This window comes from Microbacterium trichothecenolyticum, assembly GCF_000956465.1.
In the GTDB taxonomy this organism is placed as follows: domain Bacteria; phylum Actinomycetota; class Actinomycetes; order Actinomycetales; family Microbacteriaceae; genus Microbacterium; species Microbacterium trichothecenolyticum.
The window spans coordinates 78590-100960 of record NZ_JYJA01000036.1; the positions used below are offsets into that span (position 1 = coordinate 78590).

At 71.4% G+C, this 22371-nt stretch carries 15 protein-coding genes; 8 read left to right on the forward strand and 7 right to left on the reverse strand.

The genetic code is table 11. From position 1 onward, the window contains the following. The first annotated feature begins 6 nt into the window (after positions 1 to 6). Positions 7 to 1014: a LacI family DNA-binding transcriptional regulator gene (locus RS82_RS12080; RefSeq protein WP_045299760.1), complete on the forward strand. Its 1008-nt coding sequence runs from the start codon at positions 7 to 9 to the stop codon at positions 1012 to 1014. Between the two features lie 132 nt (positions 1015 to 1146). Here the strand turns inward: RS82_RS12080 and RS82_RS12085 are convergent, their stop codons facing one another. After that, entirely contained in the window at positions 1147 to 3993 is a 2847-nt protein-coding gene (locus tag RS82_RS12085; protein ID WP_084695615.1) for an FAD-binding and (Fe-S)-binding domain-containing protein, read from the reverse strand. 62 nt (positions 3994 to 4055) lie between these two features. Between RS82_RS12085 and RS82_RS12090 the strand changes: the two genes are divergently transcribed. Then, positions 4056 to 7148, forward strand: a complete 3093-nt coding sequence (locus tag RS82_RS12090; protein ID WP_084695616.1) for a glycoside hydrolase family 2 TIM barrel-domain containing protein — start codon at positions 4056 to 4058, stop codon at positions 7146 to 7148. Between the two features lie 109 nt (positions 7149 to 7257). Here the strand turns inward: RS82_RS12090 and RS82_RS12095 are convergent, their stop codons facing one another. From RS82_RS12095 to RS82_RS12110, 4 genes are read right to left on the reverse strand one after another with little or no spacing between them, the layout of a single operon-like run. Beyond that, on the reverse strand, positions 7258 to 7710 hold the full coding sequence (locus RS82_RS12095) for an NUDIX hydrolase (RefSeq protein WP_084695617.1): 453 nt from the start codon (positions 7708 to 7710) through the stop codon (positions 7258 to 7260). Positions 7711 to 7727: 17 nt separating this feature from the next. Beyond that, entirely contained in the window at positions 7728 to 8993 is a 1266-nt protein-coding gene (locus RS82_RS12100) for a four-carbon acid sugar kinase family protein (protein ID WP_045299762.1), read from the reverse strand. Then, positions 8986 to 10257, reverse strand: a complete 1272-nt coding sequence (locus RS82_RS12105; RefSeq protein ID WP_045299764.1) for a RuBisCO large subunit C-terminal-like domain-containing protein — start codon at positions 10255 to 10257, stop codon at positions 8986 to 8988. Before RS82_RS12105 ends, RS82_RS12100 begins: the two co-directional genes overlap by 8 nt. Before the next feature lie 5 nt (positions 10258 to 10262). Then, positions 10263 to 12254 (reverse strand): glycoside hydrolase family 127 protein, encoded by a 1992-nt coding sequence (locus tag RS82_RS12110; protein WP_045299766.1) that lies wholly within the window; start codon positions 12252 to 12254, stop codon positions 10263 to 10265. A gap of 243 nt (positions 12255 to 12497) precedes the next feature. Here RS82_RS12110 and RS82_RS12115 point away from each other — a divergent pair, with 243 nt between their 5' ends. From RS82_RS12115 to RS82_RS12130, 4 genes are all read left to right on the forward strand, one after another. Next, the gene (locus RS82_RS12115) at positions 12498 to 13841 is read left to right on the forward strand and encodes an ABC transporter substrate-binding protein (RefSeq protein ID WP_045299767.1); all 1344 of its coding nucleotides are present in this window, start codon (positions 12498 to 12500) and stop codon (positions 13839 to 13841) included. A gap of 68 nt (positions 13842 to 13909) precedes the next feature. After that, positions 13910 to 14791 (forward strand): carbohydrate ABC transporter permease, encoded by an 882-nt coding sequence (locus tag RS82_RS12120; RefSeq protein WP_045299769.1) that lies wholly within the window; start codon positions 13910 to 13912, stop codon positions 14789 to 14791. A 1-nt stretch (position 14792) separates the two neighbouring features. Further along, entirely contained in the window at positions 14793 to 15710 is a 918-nt protein-coding gene (locus tag RS82_RS12125; RefSeq protein ID WP_045299770.1) for a carbohydrate ABC transporter permease, read from the forward strand. 20 nt (positions 15711 to 15730) lie between these two features. After that, the gene (locus tag RS82_RS12130; RefSeq protein ID WP_045299771.1) at positions 15731 to 16393 is read left to right on the forward strand and encodes an aspartate/glutamate racemase family protein; all 663 of its coding nucleotides are present in this window, start codon (positions 15731 to 15733) and stop codon (positions 16391 to 16393) included. 101 nt (positions 16394 to 16494) lie between these two features. On the opposite strand, the gene RS82_RS12135 is transcribed toward RS82_RS12130, so the two are convergent. Both RS82_RS12135 and RS82_RS12140 read right to left on the reverse strand, forming a co-directional pair. After that, positions 16495 to 17472, reverse strand: coding sequence for a sugar-binding transcriptional regulator (locus RS82_RS12135; RefSeq protein ID WP_084695618.1), 978 nt, complete (start codon positions 17470 to 17472; stop codon positions 16495 to 16497). Positions 17473 to 17731: 259 nt separating this feature from the next. Beyond that, positions 17732 to 20359 (reverse strand): alpha-L-rhamnosidase, encoded by a 2628-nt coding sequence (locus tag RS82_RS12140; RefSeq protein WP_045299772.1) that lies wholly within the window; start codon positions 20357 to 20359, stop codon positions 17732 to 17734. Positions 20360 to 20474: 115 nt separating this feature from the next. On the opposite strand from RS82_RS12140, the gene RS82_RS12145 reads away from it, so the two are divergent. After that, positions 20475 to 21305, forward strand: a complete 831-nt coding sequence (locus RS82_RS12145) for an NAD-dependent epimerase/dehydratase family protein (protein WP_045299773.1) — start codon at positions 20475 to 20477, stop codon at positions 21303 to 21305. A gap of 1 nt (position 21306) precedes the next feature. After that, positions 21307 to 22332: a LacI family DNA-binding transcriptional regulator gene (locus RS82_RS12150; RefSeq protein WP_045299774.1), complete on the forward strand. Its 1026-nt coding sequence runs from the start codon at positions 21307 to 21309 to the stop codon at positions 22330 to 22332. Positions 22333 to 22371: the final 39 nt, after the last annotated feature.

Sequence of the window (22371 nt, forward strand, 5' to 3'; positions counted from 1 at the left end):
GGCGTCATGGTGGTGAGCGTGCGCGATGTCGCGGCTGCGGCATCCGTTTCCGTCGGCACGGTCTCGAACGTGCTCAATCGACCCGAGAAGGTGTCGCCCGCGACCGTCGAGCGTGTGACGCAGGCGATCGAGGAGCTGGGGTTCGTCCGCAACGACGCCGCCCGGCAGCTCAGAGCCGGTCGCAGCCGCAGCATCGCGCTGATCGTGCTGGACGCCGGCAACCCGTTCTTCGCCGAGGTCGCCCGAGGTGCGGAGGACCGCGCCGCCGAGGCGGGGATGAGCGTGCTGCTCGGCAACAGCGACGAGCGCTCCGACCGCGAGGACGCCTACCTCGATCTCTTCCGCGAGCAGCGGGTGAACGGCGTGCTCGTCACGCCCGTCGACGGCGACCTCGCCGGACTCGCCCGGCTGCACGCCGGCGGGGTCCCGGTGGTGCTCGTCGACCACGAGGACTCCGAGCAGGCGTTCGGATCGGTGTCGGTCGACGACGTCGAGGGCGGCTACCTCGCGGTCTCGCACCTGCTGTCGACCGGGCGCCGGCGCATCGCGTTCATCGGCGGTCCTCGCACGATCCGCCAGGTGGCGGACCGGCTCGAGGGCGCGCGTCGCGCCGTCGCCGAGGTGGACGGAGCGACCCTGGAGGTCGTCGAGATGTCGGCGCTGTCGGTGCTGCAGGGGCGCGAGGCCGGGGAGCTCCTCCGCGGACGCGCCGCGGCCGACCGGCCGGATGCCGTGTTCGCCGCGAACGACCTGCTCGCCGTCGGGGCGCTGCAGGCGTTCACGCTGATGGCCGACGTGCAGGTGCCGCGTGACATCGCGCTGATCGGCTACGACGACATCGACTTCGCGTCGGCGACCGTCGTGCCGCTGAGCTCGATCCGCCAGCCGGCCCACCTCATCGGGTACACCGCCGTCGACCTGCTCCTCAAGGATCTCGAAGAGCCCGGCGGCGACCATCCGCGCACCGTGCGCTTCCAGCCCGAGCTCGTCGTGCGGGAGTCCACGGCCGGCTGACCGGCCCCGAAGTCCCCCCTCGTTCCCGCTGCACTCTTCCCGGCGCGTGCCAGCGCCCCCGCACTCCCTTCCTCCCTCTTCTTCCCCCTCCCCTCCCGGAGCGGGGCGGGTCGGCCTCTCGGCCGGACCGGGTTACGGCCGGGTCGCCTCCTCGAGCAGCTCGAGCACGTGGCGGTAGTCGGCTCCCGTCGCGCGCGTCATGCCCAGCTCGCACGTGCGGTTGCACGATGCGTGCGCGTCGGCGCCCAGGGCCCGGACCTCGGCGGCCTCGGAAGCCGTGGCGGACGCGGTGAGCTCGGGATGCAGCATCCCGCGGTCCCCGGCGAAGCCGCAGCACGACCACGCGTCCGGCACGATCACCTCCGTGGCGACGGCTTCGGCGACGCGGCGCAGGGCGGGGTCCAGACCGAGCTGGGTCGACGAGCACGTGGGGTGCAGCGCCAGAGAGCCGACGAGCGGCGCCACCTCGTCCAGGCGCGGAAGCAGCACGCGTTCGGCGAAGGCGACGGCGTCTTCGACACGGGCGTCGACGCCGGCATCGGCGAGCAGGTGGAGGAACCCCTCGGTGCAGCTCGAGGCATCCGTCACGATCGTGAGCTCGCCGCCGCGCGTCGCGTCCGAGATCGATGCGGCCACCCGGCGGGCCATGACCTCGCGCCCGCCCGCATGTCCCTTCGAGGTCCAGGGGGTGCTGCAGCACAGCGCGTCGACGCCGTCGGGCACCGCGAGCCGGACGCCCGCACGTTCGGCGAGCCGGCGGAACGCCTCGGTCACCCCGACGCCGTCGCCGGCGGGCCCGAACATCGCGTTCACGCAGGCGGGAAGGAAGACGGCGACAGGTGCTTCGTCACCGGTGCCGACGGTCGTCCCGAGGCGCGAGCGCGCGTGTCCGCCTCGGGGGAGATCGTCCGAGTAGCGCGGCACCGTGTCGGCACCGAGCACGGCGCGGCCGATGTCGGTGGCGAGGGTGACGACGGGCGCCGGGAGGCGGTCGGCCACCGTGAGGCCGAGGCTCGCGACCCGGGTCGCCCCTGACCACGCGTGCGCGGCGCCCTTCCACGCGGCGTTCGCCACCGGGCCGGCCTCCTCGCGGCGCAGGCGCTTCACGAGGGTGCCCGTGTTGATCAGGACAGGGCACGCGGTCTGGCACATGCCGTCGACGGCGCACGTGTCCACGCCCGCGTAGTCGTAGTCGCGTTCCAGCTCGCGCACGAGTGCGTGATCGCCGGACGCCTCGGCCCGGGCGATCGCGCGGCGCGTGACGATCCGCTGGCGCGGCGTGAGGGTGAGGTCGCGGCTCGGGCACACCGGCTCGCAGTAGCCGCATTCGACGCAGCGGTCGGCCTCCGGCTCGATCGGGTCCGCGAGCTTGATGTTGCGCAGATGCGCCTCGGGGTCGTCGTCGATGATGACGCCCGGATTGAGGATGCCGGCCGGGTCGCACAGCCGTTTGAGTTCGCGCATGACGTCGTAGAGCTCGTCGCCGTACTGCCGCCGCACGTACGGCGCCATGACGCGGCCGGTGCCGTGCTCCGCCTTGAGGTTGCCGCCGGCGTCGAGCACGAGCTCGACCATGTCCTCGGTGAACGCACGGTAGCGGGCGAGCTGATCGGCCGACTCGAAGCGGTCCGTCAGCATGAAGTGGATGTTGCCGTCCTTGGCGTGCCCGAAGATCACGCTGTCGTCGTAGGCGTACCGCTCGAACAGCGCCTGCAGGGTCGCGCACGTCGGCGCGAGGCGGTCGACGGGCACGACGACGTCTTCGAGCAGCGCCGTCGTGCCGCTCGGGCGGGCGCCGGCGACCGACGCGTAGAGGCCCTTGCGCAGCTTCCATGCGGCGGCGCGCGCCACCGCATCGGACGAGAAGGATGCTGCCGCCTCGAGCGGCTGCGTGGCGAGGGCCTGCGCGCCCCGCGCGACGAGCTCCGAGAGCTCGTCGTCGTCGTGCGCGTGGAACTCGACGAGGAGCGCGGCCTGGTCGCGCACCGTGAGCCCCGTGATCTCGCGCGGAGCTCCGGCGAGCGACTGCCCGACCCGCAGCGACGTCGCATCCATGAGCTCGAGCGTCGCCGCACCCGTCGCGACGAGTGCGGGGAGGGCGCGTGTCGCGGCCGCGAGATCGGGGAAGACGGTCAGCGCCGTCGCCATGCGCGGCAGGATCGGCACTGTTCGGTAGGTCGCCTCCGCGACGAACGCCAGTGTCCCCTCGCTGCCGACCACGAGGTGTGCGAGCAGCTGCGCCGGGGTGTCGAAGTCCAGGAACGCGTTGACCGCGTACCCCATCGTGTTCTTCATCGCGAACTGCCGGCGGATGATCTCGACCGACCGCGGGTTCGACACCACCCGTTCGCGAAGCCGCGCCAGGCCGTCGACCAGATCGGGCTCGGCGGCCCGCAGCGCCGCGTCGGCGTCGGGCGCGCCCGAGTCGACGACCGTGCCCGACGGCAGCACGAACACGAGCGAGTCGAGCGTCTCGTACGTGTTCTCGGTGATGCCGCAGGCCATGCCGCTGGAGTTGTTGTTGACGACGCCGCCGATCGTGCAGGCGAGCTCGCTCGCCGGGTCGGGGCCGAGCCGGAAACCGTGCCGGGCGAGCCGGGCGTTGACCTGCCGCACCGTCGCGCCCGGCTGCACGCGCACGCGGCGGCCGCCGTCGAGCACGTCGATGCGGCGGAATCGCTGCCGCACGTCCACGAGGAGTCCGTCGGTGCTGGCCTGGCCCGAGAGGCTCGTGCCTCCTGAACGGAACGTCAGCCGCGACCCGCTGCGGCCGGCTTCGCGCATCACACGGCCGACCTCGGCCGCGTCGGCGGCGACGAGCACCGCCTCGGGCGTGAGCAGGAAGTGGGAGGCGTCGCTCGCGTACGCGACGCGGTCGATGGCGCGGGTCTTGAGGCGGGATGCCTCGGCCACGACGTGCGTGACCCCCTCCGCAACAGCGGCGGGCGGCAGGGTCGCGGCGGCGGCGCTTCTTGCCATGGGAACTCCTCGCTGAGCTAGACTGCAATCGCATTCAAGAGAGAATGGATATGCAAGCTCCTATGGACATGCAGACTAGCGGATCGCCGGCTGTCTTCTCCACCGGCCCGTACTGGGAGAGCACCTCACCGGGAGCAGGGCGACGGATGCCGCGAGCCCACGCCGTCGGCGACGCCCGGGTGCAGAGCCTCAACGGGTCGTGGCGCTTCCGGCTCTCGCCCACGGCGGCCGGGACGGGCGAGGCCTTTCTGGCCGCAGACTTCGACGACGCCGCCTGGGACGCGATGCCGGTGCCGTCGCACTGGGTGCTCGAGGAGTTCACGCCGCTCTCCGGCGGCCCCGCGCGCCGCATGCTCGGCACCGGGGAGGGGCCGCTCTACACGAACACGGCCTATCCGATCCCGCTCGATCCGCCGCGCATGCCGACCGAGAACCCCACAGGCGACTATCGGCTGGTCTTCGATGTGGAGGCCGGCTTCGGGGAGGCGGTGCTGCGTTTCGGCGGCGTCGACTCGTGCGCGAAGGTGTGGCTGAACGGCGAGGAGCTCGGCTGGTCCACGGGCAGCCGGCTGCCGTTCGAGTTCGAGGCGCCGGTGCGCGCCGGCCGCAACGTGCTGTGCGTGCGCGTGCACCGCTGGTCGGCGGGGACGTACCTCGAGGACCAGGACATGTGGTGGCTCCCCGGGATCTTCCGCGACGTCGAGCTGCTCGCGCGTCCCGCGGGGGCGATCGACGACCACTTCGTCCACGCCGACTACGACGCCGTGACGGGCCTGGGCACGCTGCGGGTGGACGCCTCCACCGAGGCGGTCGTCGAGATCCCCGAGCTCGGCATCCGTGTCCCCGCGGGCCAGACCGTGACGGTCGCCGTCGAGCCGTGGAGCGCGGAGCGGCCGCGTCTGTATCGCGGCGCACTGCGCGCGAGCGGCGAGACGGTCGAGCTCGCCGTCGGGTTCCGGCACGTGGAGATCGTCGACGGCGTGTTCACGGTGAACGGGCGGCCCGTCACGTTCCGCGGCGTCAATCGCCACGAGCATCACCCCGACACCGGGCGCACGCTCGACCGCGACACCATGACCCAGGACATCGTGCTCATGAAGCGCGCCAACATCGACGCCGTGCGCACCAGCCACTACCCGCCGCATCCGGAGTTCCTTCGCCTGTGCGACGAGTACGGGCTGTGGGTGATCGTCGAGGTCGACCTCGAGACGCACGGATTCATCTACGAGGGGTGGGCGCACAACCCGCCGGCGCTGCCGGAGTGGCGCGACGCGGTCATGGACCGCCTCGTCCGCACGGTCGAGCCGCACAAGAACCACCCGAGCATCGTCGTCTGGTCGCTCGCCAACGAGAGCATGACCGGTGACGGCTTCGCAGAGATGCGCCGCTGGCTCGACGAACGCGACCCGTCGCGCGCCGTTCTCTACGAGCGCGATCCGAGCTACCGCGACTCGGACTTCTACTCGCTCATGTATCCGTCGCTCGAGCTGCTCGACGAGATCGGCCGTCACGCGGAGCCCCGAGGCGGGCGGCTGAGCATGCACGGCATGGTGTTCGACGAATCGGGCGGGGTCGCGCCGCTGCCGGAGGGTGTGACCGAAGCCGACGAGGAGCGCCGGCGCGGCCTGCCGTTCCTCCTCGTCGAGTACGCGCACGCGCAGGGCAACGGCCCGGGGTCGCTGCAGGATTACTGGCGCATCATCCGCGCCCACGACCGCCTCTGCGGCGCGTTCGTGTGGGAGTGGATCGACCACGGCTTCAACGCCGTGACCGACGACGGCGCGCCGTTCGTCATGCACGGCGACGACGTCGACGACGAGCCACGCGGCGGCCGGTTCAGCCTGCACGGGCTGGTGTTCAGCGACCGCACGCCGACCCCGGGCCTCGTCGAGCTCGCGAAGGCGCATGAGACCATCGGGATCACGGTGAGCGACGACGCGGTGCGCATCGTGAACGACCGCCACAGCGCCGACACGGCCGACCTGACATTCCCGTGGTCCGTCGAGGCTGACGGCGAGGTCGCCGCGAGCGGACTGCTGTCCGTTCCCGTGCTCGCGCCGGGGGATTCCGTGGCGGTCCCGATTCCGGATGCTGCCGCCACCGCGCTCGCGTCGGTCACCCGCGACACCGTGCTCACGGTCGGGGCGGCGCTCGCCGCAGACGAGCTCTGGGCTCCGGCCGGCCACGTCGTCGCGTGGGGGCAGGGGGTGGCCGCGCCCGCGGCCGCGGACGCAGACGCCGAGGCCGGGAGACCGCAGACCGATCGAGACACCGTGCGTGCTGTGGTTTCCCCGCAGCCCCGGGATGTCTCGCGAACCGCCGGCGGGATCCGGCTCGGATCGGCCACGTTCGATGCGACGACGGGCCGCCTGGTGCGGCTCGGCGACCTCGACCTCGACGGCCCGGTGCTCGACCTGTACCGCGCGCCCACCGAGAACGACCACGGCCAGGGCGAGATCAACAACATCGCGGGCGTGTGGCGCAAGACGATGCTGCACCGGCTGCTGCACCGCGTCGACGAGATCGACGTGGTCGACGGACGGCTCCGGGCGAGCGGGCGCACGGCGCCGCGCACGCATCCGCACGGCGTCGCCTGGACGATGACATGGACCCCCGACGGCGACGGCGTCGTGCTCGATGTCGACGCCGACTTCGTCGGGCCGTGGACCGACACCCCGTACATGCACCGCGACATCCTCGTCCCGCGTCTCGGCCTGCTGTTCGGCCTTCCCGGTGCCGCCGAGCGCGTGACGTGGTTCGGTCGGGGCCCGGGCGAGACGTACGTCGACTCGTTCGAGGCCTCGCGCATCGGGCGGTACAGCCGGTCGATCGACGACCTCCAGGTGCCGTACCCGGTGCCGCAGGAGAACGGCAACCACGTGCAGACGCGGTGGCTCGAGGTCGCGGCTCCCGGCATCCCGACCCTGCGGGTCGAGGGTCGTCCTGAGTTCGACTTCACCGCCCGCCGGTGGACGTCGCACGACCTCGATCGTGCCGTCAAGCTGCACGACCTCGTCGATTCGGGTCGGGTGTGGCTCAACATCGATCACGCGCAGCAGGGTGTGGGCTCAGCATCCGTCGGCCCTGCTCTTCCGGAGAAGTACCGCATCCCGCGCGAGCGCACATCGTGGAGCGTGCGCCTCGAGGCTCGCTGAATCCTCCGCCGGCGCACACCGCGCGAACCGCGGGGACCTGGCGAGAATAGGACGGATCCGGGGCCTCCGCATCCGAAACTCGCGGGATCTCCGATTCTCGCGCGTCGCGTCAGAACCCGTGTGCGAGCAGGGTCGCGCCCGCGCCGGCGCGGAGTGCGCCCAGCGCCTCGCGCTCGTAGGCAGGTAAGCGGTCGGGGAGGGCGTCGAGATCGAACCAGGCGAGCTCTGCGCACTTGCGGGGCTCGAGGATCTCGGGCTCGCCCTCCCACTCGTCGCACACGAAGAACCAGTCGACGCGCTGCTCGATCGGGTCGTCGGTGCCGGCGGTGCGCTGCATGACAGCGACCGGCGTCAGCGAGGCGGGCGCGAGCGACAGCCCGAGCTCCTCGCGCACCTCGCGGATCGCGGCGTCGACGGCGGTCTCGCCGCGCTCGACGTGGCCCGCGGCGCCGGCGGCCCAGCATCCGTCCATGTAGCCGGTGTTCTGCCGCAGCTGCAGCAGCACCGCCCTGCCTCGGCGGAGATAGACGTACGACGACGGGACGACGGAGAAGCGGGTCACGGCGACCCAACCTACCGTCAGGCGAGCGCGGCGACGTCGATGAACAGGGCGTCGGCGCCCACCTGCCCGCCTTTGAGCAGCAGCTCGAGCCCGTCGATGGCGGGGTCCGCGGCGTGCGCCCGCAGCAGCACGACATTGCCCCACGGGTTCGCGGCGATCGAGAGCGACTCCACGCCGAGCAGGCGCGTGACGCGACTGGACGTGTCACCGCCGCACACGATCACGCGGCGCGCCGCTTCGTCGCGGGCGACGGCGGAGATGACGGATGCCGCCGCCTCGGCGATCGCCTCGAGCACGGGGCGGGCGCCGGTCGAGGTCGCGTCGGCGTCGTCCGACGTGAGCACGACGCCGCGTCCGGCGCGCAGCGCGGCGATCACGTCGGGCTCGACGGCCTCCCGCCCGGGCCCGTCGAGCGGCAGCGGCTGAACCAGCCAGCCCGCGGCGGCCGCGGCATCCGCCTGCCGGCGCGTCTGCGCCGAACGGCTGCCCGACACGACGAGCACCGGCCCCGCCGAGGGGGTCGATGCCGGTACGGCTGGGCCGCCACGCGGGTTCGCTGCAGCGATGCCGTGGGACAGACCGCCCGAGCCGATGGCGAACACCGGTGCGGGCAGCGCCGCGACAGCCTCGCCGACGGCCACGAGATGTTCGTCGGTGAGGGCGTCGAGCACCATCGCCGCCTCGGCGGCGCTGCGCAGCAGCGCTTCGAGATCGTCGAAGGCCACAAGGGGGATCGAGCCGACGGGCAGGTCCGTCTGGCGGCCGATGTGGACCGCGAGGTCGGCCTCGGTCATCGGCGTCGAGGGGTGGTGCGACATCGTCGGCTGCCGGTCGAGCCGGTACACCGTGCCCCGCTCGGCGGCGAAGTGCTGGCCGAACAGCGTGTACCGCCCGAAGTCGGGCTGGGCGAACAGCATCGGCACGGGGCGCTCGCCGAACGTCTCGCGCCCGAGCTCGACGACGCGGCCGAGACTGCCCACCTGCGGCGCGGAGTCCGCCGTGGAGCACGCCTTGTACTGCACGATCGCCGGCTCGAGCTCGGCGAACGCGGCGAGCACCGGCCCCAGCTCGGCGTCCATCTCGTCGGGCGCGAGCGAACGCGAGATTCCGGCCACGCCGACCACGTCCACTTCGTCCGCCGCGCGGCGCAGGGCGGCAGCATCCGGGAGTCCCGTGAAGAGCCGTCCCGTCCAGCCGCGCCGCGCGAACTGCAGCAGCGCGTCGACGCTGCCGGTGAAGTCGTCGCCGTAGAACAGGGCGGCGCCGCGGACGGCTCTAGGCACGGACCGGACCGAAGAGCTCGGCGGCCCGGCGGAGGGCGGAAGAGCTCTCGTATGCGTCGTCGATGCTCTCGCCGCGAGCGGCCGACGCCCACGCGTCGCGCATGCTCGCGACGCCGGCGGCCGCGCCGTCGGGATGACCGTGGATGCCGCCGCCGGCGAGCACGAGGAGGTCGGTCGTGCCGACCGCGGCGTAGGTGGCGTGCGCGAGCCCGCCCCACTGGCCCGACGACAGCACGGGGAGTGTGGGCGTGAGCCCCAGCAGCGGCTCACGCACCGCGGCGATGGAGTCGAGCACCTGTTCGTCCGTCTCGTAGAACTTGTTGCTGATGCCGTTCGTGTGCAGGTGGTCGGCGCCGGCGAGGCGCGCGAGCTTCTGCCACGCTCGGAACCCTATCCCCACCTGCTCGGAGCGCCCGAACGAGCCGAACATCGCGCGGTGTCCGTGGATCGGCACGCTGCTGTGGCTGCGGAGGAACTCGAGGCCAGGCAGGCCGATCAGGTTGATGCACGCCATCACGCACGTGCCGCCGGCGGCCACGACGAGGTCGTGGTTGGCCTCCAGCCGCCCGATGTCGTCCGTGATGTTGAACGCGTACATCGGCTTTCGGCCGGTGCGGTCGGCGTAGCGCTCGAGCACCGGCATGACCGCCGCGACCCTGGCCGCCAGCGGCGCGCTCGGCCCGTTGCCCTGCAGCTCGTCGTCCTTGATGAAGTCGATGCCCGACTCGGCGAGCTGACCGACGACCTCGGCGAGGTCGTCCGGGGACAGGCCGATGCTGGGCTTGACGATCGTGCCGATGAGCGCGCCCTCGGGGCGGCCCACCAGCCCGCGCGTGCCCTCGACGCCGAACGCGGGACCGGGGTAGCGCTCGGCGAACGCCGGCGGCAGCTCGAGGTCGACCAGGCGGATCGCCGCCAGCTCCTTGATCTCGAACAGGTTGCCCGCGACGGCGGCGAGCAGGTTCGGAAGCGACGGGCCGAAGTTGTCGAGCGGGAACCGCAGGCGCAGTCGCGCGCGCCGCCGCAGTGCGGGGTCGCCGACTGCTCCCGGCAGGGGCGAGGCGCCGGTGAGGGGCACCTCGTCGATGGACTCGACCTGGGCGGCGAAGCGCGCGCGCAGGTCGTCGGACTCACGCTCGACGCGGACGAACGTCCCGGTGGATTGCTCGCCGGCGAGCACCTCGGCGGCCCGCCGAAGCGGCAGCGAGGTCTCGATGATGTACGTCGCGACGACGTGCTGGGACGTGAAGGATGACGAGGACATGCGCCTCACCAGGCCAAGGGGAGCCAGACCGACATCTCGCCGGCACCGCGATTGCCCCACGCGAAGTAGGGGATCAATCGCACAGGAGCCGTTGCGAGCGCGGTGTCTGCGAGGTCGTCGTAGAGGGCATCCTCGTCCGACCCGGGAAGGATGACCGCCTCCGTGTCGAGCGCGATCACACGGTGGCCCGCGACCTCGGCCTCGGCCGGCGCCAGCGCGGTGCCTCGCCGGAGCGCGACCTGCTCGAGCACGACGCCCTCGGGAAGATCGGCGGTCTCGACGCAGTACACGACCGGTCCGCGGCGTACGGCGACCTGGTTGGTCGCCTCCTCGGCGAGGCGGTGGGCGCGCAGCACCCGCACCGGCATCGGCAGCGTCAGCTCCACGACGTCGCCCGGCTGCCACTCGCGTTCGATGCGGGTGTAGGTGCCCGGCTCGCTCGCGGCGACCGCCTCGCCGTTCACGGTGAGCGTCGCTCCCGACGACCAGCCCGGAACACGCAGGTGAAGCGGGATGCCGGTGCCCGCGGCATCCGTGACGGTGAAGGCGATCCGCTCGCTCCACGGGTAGTCGCTCTCCTCGCGGAGGGCGAGTCGGCTCCCGTCGTCGGTCGTGACGTCCAGCGCGCTGCCCCCGTACAGGTGGACGAACAGGCCCTCGTCGCCGATCGACGCCGCGCGCTCGTGGAACCGGGCGAGCGTGCGCGCGATGTTGGGCGGGCAGCAGAAGCAGCTGAGGTACGGCTCGCGCAGCCGCTCGTCCGACGGCGGGGGCGGCGGCACCGGGTGGATCGCGGTGTCGCCCGGCCGCCGGAGCGGGTACGGGAGGTCTCGCACCTGCCGCAGCGCGTTGGTGTAGAAGTACTCCGAGCCCGCGAGGCTGATGCTCGACAGCAGGCTGTTGAAGGCCACCTGCTCGATGACGTCGGCGTAGGTCGCGTCGCCCGTGAGCGCCAGCATCCGCTCGCCCCACAGGATCAGCCCGATGTTCGCGCATGACTCGTTGTGCGCGGTCGTGTGGGGGAGCTGATACGCGCGGCCGTAGGCCTGGTGCACGCGGCTGATCTGGTCCTGCCACGGCGAGCCGTCGGGGGAGGCGCCGTCGTAGAGTGCTCCCGCACCGCCGGTGATGTAGAGCTTCGTGTCGACGACGTCGCGCCACAGGTTCTCCAGCACCCCCTCCAGCTCGGCGTCGCCGGTCTCGGCCACGAGGTCGGCGAGGCCCGCATAGAGGTAGTTGGCGCGCACCGCGTGACCGGCCACGACCTTCTGCTCGCGCACGGGAACGCGGTCCTGGTTGTCGTCACCGCCCTCGAAGTCGTCGCGGACGCGGATGAACGCCTCCGACAGACGCAGGTACTGCTCGTCGCCGGTGGCGCGGTAGAGGTCGATGACCGCCATGTAGTGCGACGGGCAGATGGCGCTGCGGGCGAGCTCGAGCGGCTTGTCGGTCGCGAGGTCCTCGAGGAAGGCCGCGGCCTTGCGGGCGGCGTCCAGCAGAGTGGTCGACCCCGTCACCTCGTAGTGGCGCACGCCGGTCGTGATGAGGTGGCCGAGGTTGTACGTCTCGAAGTTGAACCGGTCGGCGAGGGCCAGGACGTCCTCGTGGTTGCGCGTCGAGATGAGGGTGGGCGTGTGGAGGTAGCCGTCTTCACGCTGGACCGCGGCGATCAGCCGCGCGATCTCTTCGATCCGGGCGGCGAGCTCGGGGTCGGGGTCCGTCTCGAGGCGTGCGATGGCCGCCTCGAGCCACTTGTAGAAGTCGCCGTCCATGAACGGCGGTCCTGCGTGGGCGCCGGATTCGAGGCCGGCGGCGATGCGGAAGTTCGTGAGCCCCGCGCTGATGGCGGGATCGCTCAGGGAGGACCAGATCTGGGGGATGGTGACATCACGCGTCCGATCGTGGACGTGTCCCCAGAAGCCGCTCGCCCAGCGCGCGCTGTCGGCGCCGAGGGGTCGCAGCCGGGCGTGGGCCCTGGTCGCGGTGGTGGCGGTCATCGTCGTTCCTTCCGAGTGGCGTTCAGTCTCGTGCTCGTGGCGGCGTCGCGGCAAGACGGGGCTGATCCGAGTGAGAGGAGGTACTACTGCAACTTCTCGCATTGCTGCATGGAAATGCAGTCTAGCGCCTGAATCGTCTCAAAGTGAATAGAATTTCAGTACTGACTGTTGACACACACCGAAATCGTGCCTACTGTCGTGGTCGTACCTTTCACCCGCATGGTCGTCGTCAAGGAGGACGCTATGAACACCCGCAGCAACCGCCGCCGCATCGCGGCGCTGGGAATCGCACTCGCCGCGGTGCTGCCGCTGGCCGCCTGTGCCGGAAGCGGCACCCCCGACACCGGATCGTCGGACGGCGGCGGCGCCGGTGCCGGCGGCACCGATCCCGAGACCTTCACCGTCATGACGGCGAACGAGAACCCGGTGCTGGAGGAGCAGCTCACCGCTCTCTCCGAGGGCGCCTGCAAGGCCGAGAACGAGGCCCTGCCGCTCGAGCACCAGAAGGTGGCCCAGGCCGACACCGTCCAGAAGGTGACGCTGCTCGCCAGCCAGGGGGCGCTGCCGACCCACACCATCGCGGGCACCGCGCTCATCCGCCCCGACGGGGACCTCAACGCGGCCGGACTGGTCGGCGACCTCAAGGCCGCGCTCGAGGGATCCGGCGCATGGGACAACGTGCTCCCCGCGGCGGCGTCCACCGTCGAGCAGGTCTACGGCGGCATGTACTCGATGCCCTACCAGTACAACGTCGAGGGCATCTTCTACAACAAGGAGATCTTCGCCGACAACGGCATCGAGGAGCCCCAGACCTGGGACGACCTCCTCGACGCCTCCGCGACACTGCAGGATGCCGGCATCACCCCGATGACCGAAGCGGGCGCCGCCGGCTGGCCCCTCACGCGCATCATGGGCATGTACATCTTCCGCAACGTCGGCCCCGACGCCATGGCGGCCGTCCGTGACGGCGATGCCAAGCTGACCGAGCCGGAGTACGTCGCCGGCGCGCAGGCGCTCGCGGACTACGCCGAGGCCGGCTACTTCGGCGAGGGCTTCTCGACGCGCGACGGCGACACGTCCTCGAACATGTTCCTCACCGGCAAGGCCGCGATGACCTACGACGGATCCTGGCTGCTCAGCGCGATCAACGACCCCGAGCGCAACCAGATCGGCGGCGAGAACGTCGGCTTCATGCCCTTCCCCGAGGTCGACGGCGGCAAGGGCTCGATCGACCAGTACGCCGCGAACGCCGGCGCGCCGATGATCATCAACGCCGAGCAGTTCGGCCCGAAGGTCGTCGACTGGGTCAGCTGCATCGCCGAGAACTACGGCCAGCAGGCGCTGCAGGACGCGGGCGTCATCTCGGGCTTCAAGGTCAACGGCGACGTGACCGACATCTCGGCGAACACCGCTGAGATCCAGGAGCGCATCGCGGACATCGACCAGACCGTACTGTGGTTCGAGGCGCTGATGGACTCGAAGAGCAACTCGCTCGCCTCGACCAACGCGACGCTGCTGACGACCGGCCAGATGACCGCCGAGGACTACATGAGCCAGCTCCAGGCGAGCATCGACGCCAACGGCTGAGACCCCGTACCGGCTCCCCGGGCGCTCGCCCGGGGAGCCGGCTCTTCGACAGAGAAAGCAGTTCGCAGATGAACTCGATCTTCGGAGATCGGAAGACGATCTTCATCCTGCTGGCACCGGCCCTGGTGCTCTATACCCTGCTCAAGGTGGTGCCGGTCGGCTGGTCCCTCGGCCTCTCGTTCTTCGAGGGCAACTCGCTGCGCGGGTTCGAGTGGGTGGGCCTTCAGAACTTCGCCACCTTCTTCACCGATCCGAACGCGCTGCAGTCGATGTGGGTGAGCGTGTTCTTCGCGATCGTCGCCACGATCGGCCAGGTCGCGCTCGGCTATGGCCTGGCCCTCCTCTACGTCTTCGTCCTGCGCAAGGGATCGACCCTCGTGCGGACGTTCGTGTTCTTCCCGACCGTGCTCCCGACGGTCGCCGTGGCGCTGCTGTTCCGCAGCTTCGTCGCCGTCGGCGAGAACCAGGGACCGGTCAACGACATCATCAACTTCTTCGGCGGCGAGAGCGTCGAGGTGCTGGCCTCCACCGTGGGGACGATGACCCTGGCGATCATCATGACGCTGTGGAGCTCGATGGGCTTCTACGCCGTCCTCCTCTACGCGGGACTCCTCGACATCCCCGAGGAGGTCATCGAGTCCGCCCGTCTCGACGGCGCCAACGGCCTGAAGCTCGTTCGCCACATCGTCGTCCCGCTGTCGCTGCCGATCCTCCTGTCGTCGATCATCTTCAGCCTCAACGCGACGCTCAAGGTCTTCGACAGCCTGCTCGCCCTCAACGGCGGCGGACCCGGCACGTCGACCGCGCCGATGACGCTGTACATGTACCGCACCGCGTTCGAGTACGCCGAGTACGGCTACGGCTCGACGATCGCCGTCCTCCTCACCGCGCTCTGCCTGGTGTTCACCCTGGCGATCTTCCGATCGTCGCGCCGCAAGGCGGAGGTCTGAGATGACTCTGACGCACACCGAGAAGCCCGCGTTGACCGTCGCGACCCCGACGGTCCGGCGGCCCGGTCCGGGCCGCGCCAAGCGCACCGCGGTGAAGGCGATCCGCCGCCTGCCCGTCTGGATCCTCGTCGCAGTCCTGATGGTCGTGGTGCTGTACCCGCAGGTCTGGATGGTGCTCGGCTCGTTCAAGACGCAGTCCGAGTTCCTCTCGAACCCCGCGCTGTCGCTTCCCGAGACGTGGAACTTCGACAACTACGTCACCGCCCTCACCAACGGCAACGTCGCGCGCAACTGGCTCAACAGCGTGCTGGTGACGATCCCGTCGGTCATCTTCATCGTCTTCATCGGCGTCGCCGCCGGGTACGCGCTCGAGGTGATGATCTGGAAGGGCCGCAACGGCGTCCTGCTCTACATCCTCGCGGGCATCATGGTGCCCGGTCAGATGATCCTGGTGCCGCTGTTCATCACGTACTTCCGCATCGGCATCACCGACACGCTGTGGCCGCTGATCATCACGTACACCGTGATGGGGCTCCCGCTGACGACGTTCCTCATGGCGACGTACTTCCGGTCGGTGCCGCGCGAGATCTTCGAGGCCGCGACCGTCGACGGCTCGGGCCCGCTGCGATCGTTCTTCGTGATCGGCGTCCCGATGATGAAGAACGCGATCCTCACGATCGGCCTCGTGCAGTTCTTCAGCGTGTGGAACGATCTGCTGATCGCCCTGACCTTCACCACCCGTCCCGAACTCGCGACGATCCAGGTGGGCCTGTTGAGCCTGAGCGACGAGTACGGGTCGACGCAGTACGGCCCGCTGTTCGCTGCCGTCAGCATCAACATCGTGGTGCTGCTGATCCTGTTCCTCACGCTCAACAAGAAGATCATGGCCGGCATGTCCGGCGGCGCCCTCAAGGGCTGAGAAGCTGAAAGGCTGGGTGCATGAGCTCCTCCGCGCCGCGCATCGCGTTCCTCCACACCGGAGCCGTCAACATCGCGCCGTTCGGCGCGCTGGCGGCGGAGTTCCTCCCCGGCGCGACCGTCGTGAACTATCTCGACGACCGCATCGTGGCTGATCTCGCAGATGAGGCGCGCGTGGACTCGGTGCCCGAGCGGATCGACGACCTCGTGCGCGCAGCGGTGGCCGGGGGAGCGGATGCCGTGATGTTCACGTGCTCGTCGATCTCCGAGCTCGCCGCGCCCGCCGCCGCGGCGGCAGGCGTGCCCGTCCTCCGCGTGGATGAGGCGATGGCGGATGCTGCGGTCCGGAGCGGTCGCCGCATCCGCGTCCTCGCGACCCTGGCGACCACGTGCCGCCCGACCCTGGGACTGCTCGAGGAGCGCGCGGCGCTCGCCGGCGTCGACCCGGAGTTCACGAGCGAGGTCATCGAAGGCGCGTTCGCGGCCGTGGCGGGCGGCGACCGCCCGACCCACGATCGCCTCGTCGCCGCCGCCATCGAGCGGGGCGCCGCTGAGGCCGACGTGATCGTGCTGGCCCAGGCATCCATGGCCTCCGCCGCCGAGGCCGTCTCTGTCGCTGTTCCGGTGCTCACGAGCCCGCGCCTGGGCGTCGAGCGCCTGGCGGAGTCGCTCCAGGTGCGCTGACCCGCGTCGCCGCAGTCGCTGAGCGGGGCGTCGCGCGGGAGGAAGGCCCGGGAGCGACACCGCGCGAGGAATGGGTGGCGCAGCGAGCGGAGCCCGGTCGGTCAGCGCTCCGCGAGGGCCTCGGCCGAGCGCAGGTCGGTCACGAGCGTCGTGACCCAGTCCCCGGCCAGGGCGCCGTGGATCGCCTCGAGCTTGCGCTCGCCGCCGGCGATGCCGACGCGGCGCGGGATGCGCCGGAGGCCGTCGACGGTGATCGCGATGATGCGGTCGTCGAGCGCGCCGCGCACGAGCGAGCCGTCCGCGCGGAAGATGCGGTGGCAGATGTCGCCGACGGCGCCCTGATCGAGCAGCGCCTGGCGCTCTTCGGCGGCGAAGGCGTTGCCGCTGGCGGCGAGGGCGTCGGACGGCTCGATGCTGCCGATGCCCATGATCGCCATCGTGAGCTCGTTCCAGTGGCGCGCGACCTCCTGCATCGAGGGGTCCTGCAGCAGGCTGTCGCGGATCGCCGGGTCGCCGACGACCCCCGGAGCCTGCACGTAGACGGGCTCCGCGCCGAGCGTGCGTGCCAGTTCGCCGAGCAGCCGGTTCGAGTGGCTCTGGGCCTCGGGGGCGCCGACGCCGCCGAGCAGCTGCACCACCTCGGTCGCGCCGCGCACCGTGAACGGGCGCATGCGGTCGACCATCGCGAGGATCGTCTGGCTCCACGACGAGACGCCGATCCGGTCGGCGCCCGAGAGGGTGGCTTCGAGGTACGCGGCGGCCCCTGCCCCGAGGGAGGCCAGGAGCTCGCCCTCGTCGGCCTCGGGGTCGACGTCGACGATGACGGCTTCGGCGAGGCCGTACTTCTCCTCGAGCTGCTCTTCGAGCTCGGCGTAGACGCCGGGGGCGACGGTGACGATGGTGCGCACGATGCCCACGGATTCGGCCCGCTTGAGCAGACGCGAGACCTTCGCCTGTGAGATATTGAGCGCGGCCGCGATGTCGGCCTGGCGCACCCCGCGCTCGTGGTACATGCGGGCGACCTTCGTGAGCAGGCGCACCTGCCCGTCCGCGGGCCGGGTGTAGGGCGTCAGGGGCACGGCGTCTCCGATCGTGGCGATCCAGGTGTGTATTCGGATTCGCTAACGAAAGGATATTCACTCTCCGGGCAGAACGCCAGTGCGAGCGGCATGCTGATTCACACAGCGACCGGGGATTTCGGATGCCGCGGGCCGCAGCATCCGAAATCGCGCCCCGTTCGTCCGCTCGCCGCGCGCGAATCGCCAAGACGCCGGGCGTGGGTGCGGCGCACCGGCGTGACTTGGCTGCCCGAGTGCCCCAGGGGCGGGGCGGCGAGGGTCAGGCGGGGAGCGCGGCGCTCACCGGAGCGACGCCCGCCGGCAGGGGCACCACGCGGGTGTGCGAGCCCGGAGCGAGCGTCTCCTCGTCGGCGCCGACGAGGTCGAGCACCGCCTCGGTGCCGACGGGGACCGTCGCCTCGACGTGCAGTTCCCCGTCCTCGATGCGCCACGAGATCGCCGCTTCGCCGTACGCCGTGAGCTGGCGCGCCGAGGCCGACGTCAGCCCGCCGCCGGGGCGCGGCGCGAAGCGGATGCGGCGGTAGCCGGGGGCGTCGGGTGCGAGCCCGCCGATGACGCGGTGCATCCAGTCGGCGACGGCGCCGAGCGCGTAGTGGTTGAACGACGTCATCTGCCCCGGGTTGACCGTGCCGTCCGGCAGCAGCGAGTCCCACCGCTCCCACACCGTGGTCGCGCCCTGCTCCACTTGGTAGAGCCACGACGGGCACTCGCGCTCGAGCAGGAGGTCGTAGGCGGCCGGCACCTGACCGCCCGAGCTCAGGGCGTCGGAGACGAGCGGCGTGCCGACGAAGCCTGTCGCGATGCGGTTGCCCGCGGCGTGCACGAGGTCGGCGAGGCGTGTGGCCGCGGCATCCCGCTTGACCGGATCGGTGATCAGGTCGAACTGCAGGCCGAGCGCGTAGGCCGTCTGCGCGTCGCTGGTCATGGTGCCGTCGGCGTTCACGTACGCGGCCTCGAAGGCGGCGACCACTTCGTCGGCGAGCGCGTCGTAGTGCGCCCGCTCGTCGGCGAGGCCGAGTACCTCGGCCATGCGCGCCACCGTGCGCGCCGACTTCGCGAAGTACGCGGTCGCGACGAGGTAGCGGTCGGTGAGGGCGTCGGCGGGGTCGTCCGGCGGAGCGGCCGGGTCGAGCCAGTCGCCGAGCTGGAAGCCCGTGTCCCACAGCCGCGAGGGCCCCGCGAGTCGCTCGAGCAGGTCCACCCAGCGGTGGGCGCTGTCCCATTGCGCCTCGAGCACGCCCACGTCGCCGAACCGGTCGTAGAGGGTCCACGGGAGAAGCGTCGCCACGTCGCCCCACGCGGCTCCCGGACGCATCGGCGTCCACGCCTTGTCGGCGGGGATCACCGGCACGTACCAGGGCACGGTGCCGTCGGGCAGCTGCTCGATCGCGAGGTCCTGCAGCCACCCCGACAGCATGCCCGACACGTCGTAGAGCGTGGATGCCGTCGGCCCGAACACCTGGATGTCGCCGGTCCAGCCGATCCGCTCGTCGCGCTGCGGGCAGTCGGTGGGGATGTCGACGAAGTTCCCGCGCATGCCCCAGCGCACATTCTCATGGAGGCGGTTCAGCGCCGGATCCGAGGACTCGAACCAGCCGGTGCGCTCGAGGTCCGTGTGGTAGACGCGGGCGACGAGGGCGCCGGACGCGGCATCGGCGTCGAGGTCGCCGGGCCAGCCGGTGACCTCGACGTAGCGGAAGCCGTGGAAGGTGAAGCGGGGCTCCCACTGCTCGACCTCGCCGCCTGCGAGCGTGTAGTTGTCGGTCGATCGCGCGGCGCGGAGCGGTCGCGTGTAGATCTCGCCGTCCTGCATGACCTCCGCGGTGCGCAGGCTCACCGTGGTGCCGGCCTCGCCCGAGACGCGGATCCGCACGCGGCCGACGAGGTTCTGGCCGAAGTCGAGGATGCGCGAGCCACTGGGCCCGGTGAGCACCGCGATCGGGTGGACCTCCTCGGTGGAGCGCACCGGGGGAGCGGTCGGGGCGACGAGGGTCGCGGGGTCGCGGTGGCGCTCCTGCACGCCCTCCCACGCCGAGTCGTCGTAGCCGGGGGCCGACCAGCCGGTCAGCTCCTCGCGGGCGTCGTAGTCCTCGCCGTCGTAGATGCCGCTGGAGAGGATCGGGCTCGGCGCCGAACGCCAGGAGTGGTCGGTCGCGACGATCTCGCGGGATCCGTCGGCGTACGTGAGCTCGAGCTGGCCGAGGAACGACTGGTCGTCGCCGTACAGGTTGCGGAAGCCGCCACGCCAGCCGAGGCGCCCCCGGTACCAGCCGTCGCCGAGCCACGCGCCGATCGCATTGGCGCCTCGCCCCACGAGGTCCGTCACGTCGTACGTGTAGTAGCGCAGGCGCTTGCCGTACACCGTCCAGCCCGGGGAGAGCGTGTCGTCGCCGACGCGTCGGCCGTTGAGCTCGGCCTCGTACACGCCGTGCGCCGTCGCGTAGAGGCGGGCGCGCACCAGTCCCTCCCGCACGTCGAAGCCGCGGCGCACGAGCGAGGGGCGCCGCTGGTCCGACATCGGGTTCTCGTTGCGGGTCGCCCCCACGGGCCGCGCGACCCAGTCCGAGTGCTCGAGGAGCCCGGCCTCGAGCGAGGTGGGGGCGGATGCTGCAGACCACGCGCCGTCCTCACCTCGAACGGAGATCCGCACCGAGACGATCTCCCGCGAGCGCAGCGGTTCGGCGGGCCACGCCACGAGCACCTGCTCACCGGAGTCGATGACGTAGGTCGTGACCTCGCCGCCACGATCGACCTCGACCGAGTACGACGCCTGGCGCCAGCCCGACGGGGCTGAGGCGACGCGCCACGAGAGGCGCGGCATCCGCTCTCCGATGCCGAGCGGTTCGCGATGGTGTTCGATGCGGGGTGCGTCGACGATGACGGACATCGGGGTCCCTTCCGAGAGAACTGAAACGTTTCGGTTTCAACGTGTACAGTGAGTGTCGCACCGAATTCGAAACGTTTCAAGCTGCGGTCGCGGTGCGAGTACACGGAGGTACGACATGCGGATCGGCGTCACCGGCAGCGGAGGAAAGCTCGGGCGGGCCACGGTGGAGCGGCTGCGCGCCGACGGCCACGTCGTGTCGGGCTTCGATCTCGCGGGGACGCCGGGCCCCGGCTTCACGCGCGTCGACCTCACCGACTTCGGGCAGACGCTCGACGCGTTCCTCTCGGTGACCGCGCGCCACGACGGGCTCGACGCCCTCGTGCATCTCGCCGCGATCCCGGTGAACGGGGTAGTACCCGATGCCGCGACCTTCCACAACAACGTCACCGTGTCGTTCAACGCGCTCTTCGCCGCGCATCGCGCCGGCATCCGCACGATCGTGCTGGCCTCGAGCATCACGGCGATGGGCTTCCCCTTCGACGAGGCGCCGCCGTCGCTCCCCGTCGACGAGACCTACACGAGCGCCAACAACACCTACGGCCTCGGCAAGGTGGCGGAGGAGGCGATCGCCGCCCAGCTCGTGGGGTGGACGCCCGGGACCTCGATCACCGCCCTGCGCTTCACCAATGTGGTCGGGTCCGACGAGTACGCGACGTTCGAGCGGGCCGCCGAGCCCGGCTACCGCCGCGACCTCGTCGGCTCGTGGGTCGATGCGCGCGACGGGGCGCTCGCGGTCGCCCTCGCGCTGGAGGCCGCCGAGCCCGGGTTCGAGGTGTACAACGTCGCGGCACCGGAGTCCGGCAACGCGCAGCCGTCCCGCGAGGTCGCCGCCCGCTGGTTCCCCGGCACCCCTGTCGCCTCCGACCTCGGCGAGTTCGAATCGCTCATGTCGACCCGCAAGATCCGCGATCGCCTCGGATTCGTCGCCGAGCACGACTGGCGCTGACATGTCGCGCCCCGGTATCCGCCAGGTGGCCGCCCGCGCCGGCGTCGCGGTGGGGACGGTCTCGGCCTATCTCAACCACCCCGACCGCGTGTCGGCCGAGCGGGCGCGCCGCATCGCCGAGGCGATCGACGAGCTCGGCTTCGTGCCTTCCAGCGCAGGCCGCCAGCTGCGGCTGGGGGTGAGCAGCCTCATCGGCTACCTCTCACCCGACGTGAGCAACCCCCACTTCAGCGAGATCGCCCAGGAGGTCGAGTACCGCGCCGAGCGGCTCGGCATGACGGTGTTCTTCGCCCACTCCCACGGCGACCGCGAGCGCGAGGACGCGTACCTCGAGGCCTTCGAGCAGCGGCAGGTCCGCGGCATCCTGGTGTCGTCGTTCCAGCCGATCGAGGCGCGGCTCGCAGCGATGCGCGATCGCGGCACGCCCTCGGTCCTCGTCGGCCGACGAGCGCGCGACGAGCTGCAGCCGTCGGTGTCGATCGACGACGTCTCGGGCGGCCGGCAGGCGGGCGAGCACCTCATCGCGAACGGATGCCGCCGCCTCGCCTTCGTCGGCGGCCCGCTGCCCGTGCAGCAGGTGGCAGACCGCCTCGAGGGTGTGCGCAGTGCGGCGGCGGCAGCATCCGTCGACGCTCCCGAGGTCATCGAGGTCGCCGAGCGGTCGATCGCCGTCGGACGCGCGGTCGGGGCGGCCCTGGCGGCGCGCTCCGCGGCCGAGCGCCCGGACGGCGTGTTCGCCGCCAACGACGTCCTCGCCCTCGGACTGCTGCAGGCGCTCGTCGCCGGAGGGGTCGCGGTGCCCGGTGAGGTGGCACTCGTCGGCTACGACGACAACGAGTTCGCCGAGGCATCCCTCATCCCGCTCACCAGCGTCCGCGCGCGCCACGACGACTTCGGTGCGGCCGCGGTCGACCTGCTGTTCGAGTCGATCGAGCACGGGGCGAGCCCGCGCGCCGACGGCACCGCGGCGCAGCGCGTCTACGAGCCCGAGCTGATCGTGCGCGAGAGCTCACGCCGCGCGCACTGAACCCCTGCACCTCACACGGATACGACATCGAAGGAGAAT

Bases quoted from the DNA above. Each gene is read 5' to 3' on its own strand.
- RS82_RS12080 (WP_045299760.1), top strand. From the start codon at position 7: ATGGTGGTGAGCGTGCGCGATGTCGCGGCTGCGGCATCCGTTTCCGTC.
- RS82_RS12085 (WP_084695615.1), bottom strand. From the start codon at position 3,993: ATGGCAAGAAGCGCCGCCGCCGCGACCCTGCCGCCCGCCGCTGTTGCG.
- RS82_RS12090 (WP_084695616.1), top strand. From the start codon at position 4,056: ATGGACATGCAGACTAGCGGATCGCCGGCTGTCTTCTCCACCGGCCCG.
- RS82_RS12105 (WP_045299764.1), bottom strand. From the start codon at position 10,257: ATGTCCTCGTCATCCTTCACGTCCCAGCACGTCGTCGCGACGTACATC.
- RS82_RS12110 (WP_045299766.1), bottom strand. From the start codon at position 12,254: ATGACCGCCACCACCGCGACCAGGGCCCACGCCCGGCTGCGACCCCTC.
- RS82_RS12115 (WP_045299767.1), top strand. From the start codon at position 12,498: ATGAACACCCGCAGCAACCGCCGCCGCATCGCGGCGCTGGGAATCGCA.
- RS82_RS12120 (WP_045299769.1), top strand. From the start codon at position 13,910: ATGAACTCGATCTTCGGAGATCGGAAGACGATCTTCATCCTGCTGGCA.
- RS82_RS12125 (WP_045299770.1), top strand. From the start codon at position 14,793: ATGACTCTGACGCACACCGAGAAGCCCGCGTTGACCGTCGCGACCCCG.
- RS82_RS12130 (WP_045299771.1), top strand. From the start codon at position 15,731: ATGAGCTCCTCCGCGCCGCGCATCGCGTTCCTCCACACCGGAGCCGTC.
- RS82_RS12140 (WP_045299772.1), bottom strand. From the start codon at position 20,359: ATGTCCGTCATCGTCGACGCACCCCGCATCGAACACCATCGCGAACCG.
- RS82_RS12145 (WP_045299773.1), top strand. From the start codon at position 20,475: ATGCGGATCGGCGTCACCGGCAGCGGAGGAAAGCTCGGGCGGGCCACG.
- RS82_RS12150 (WP_045299774.1), top strand. From the start codon at position 21,307: ATGTCGCGCCCCGGTATCCGCCAGGTGGCCGCCCGCGCCGGCGTCGCG.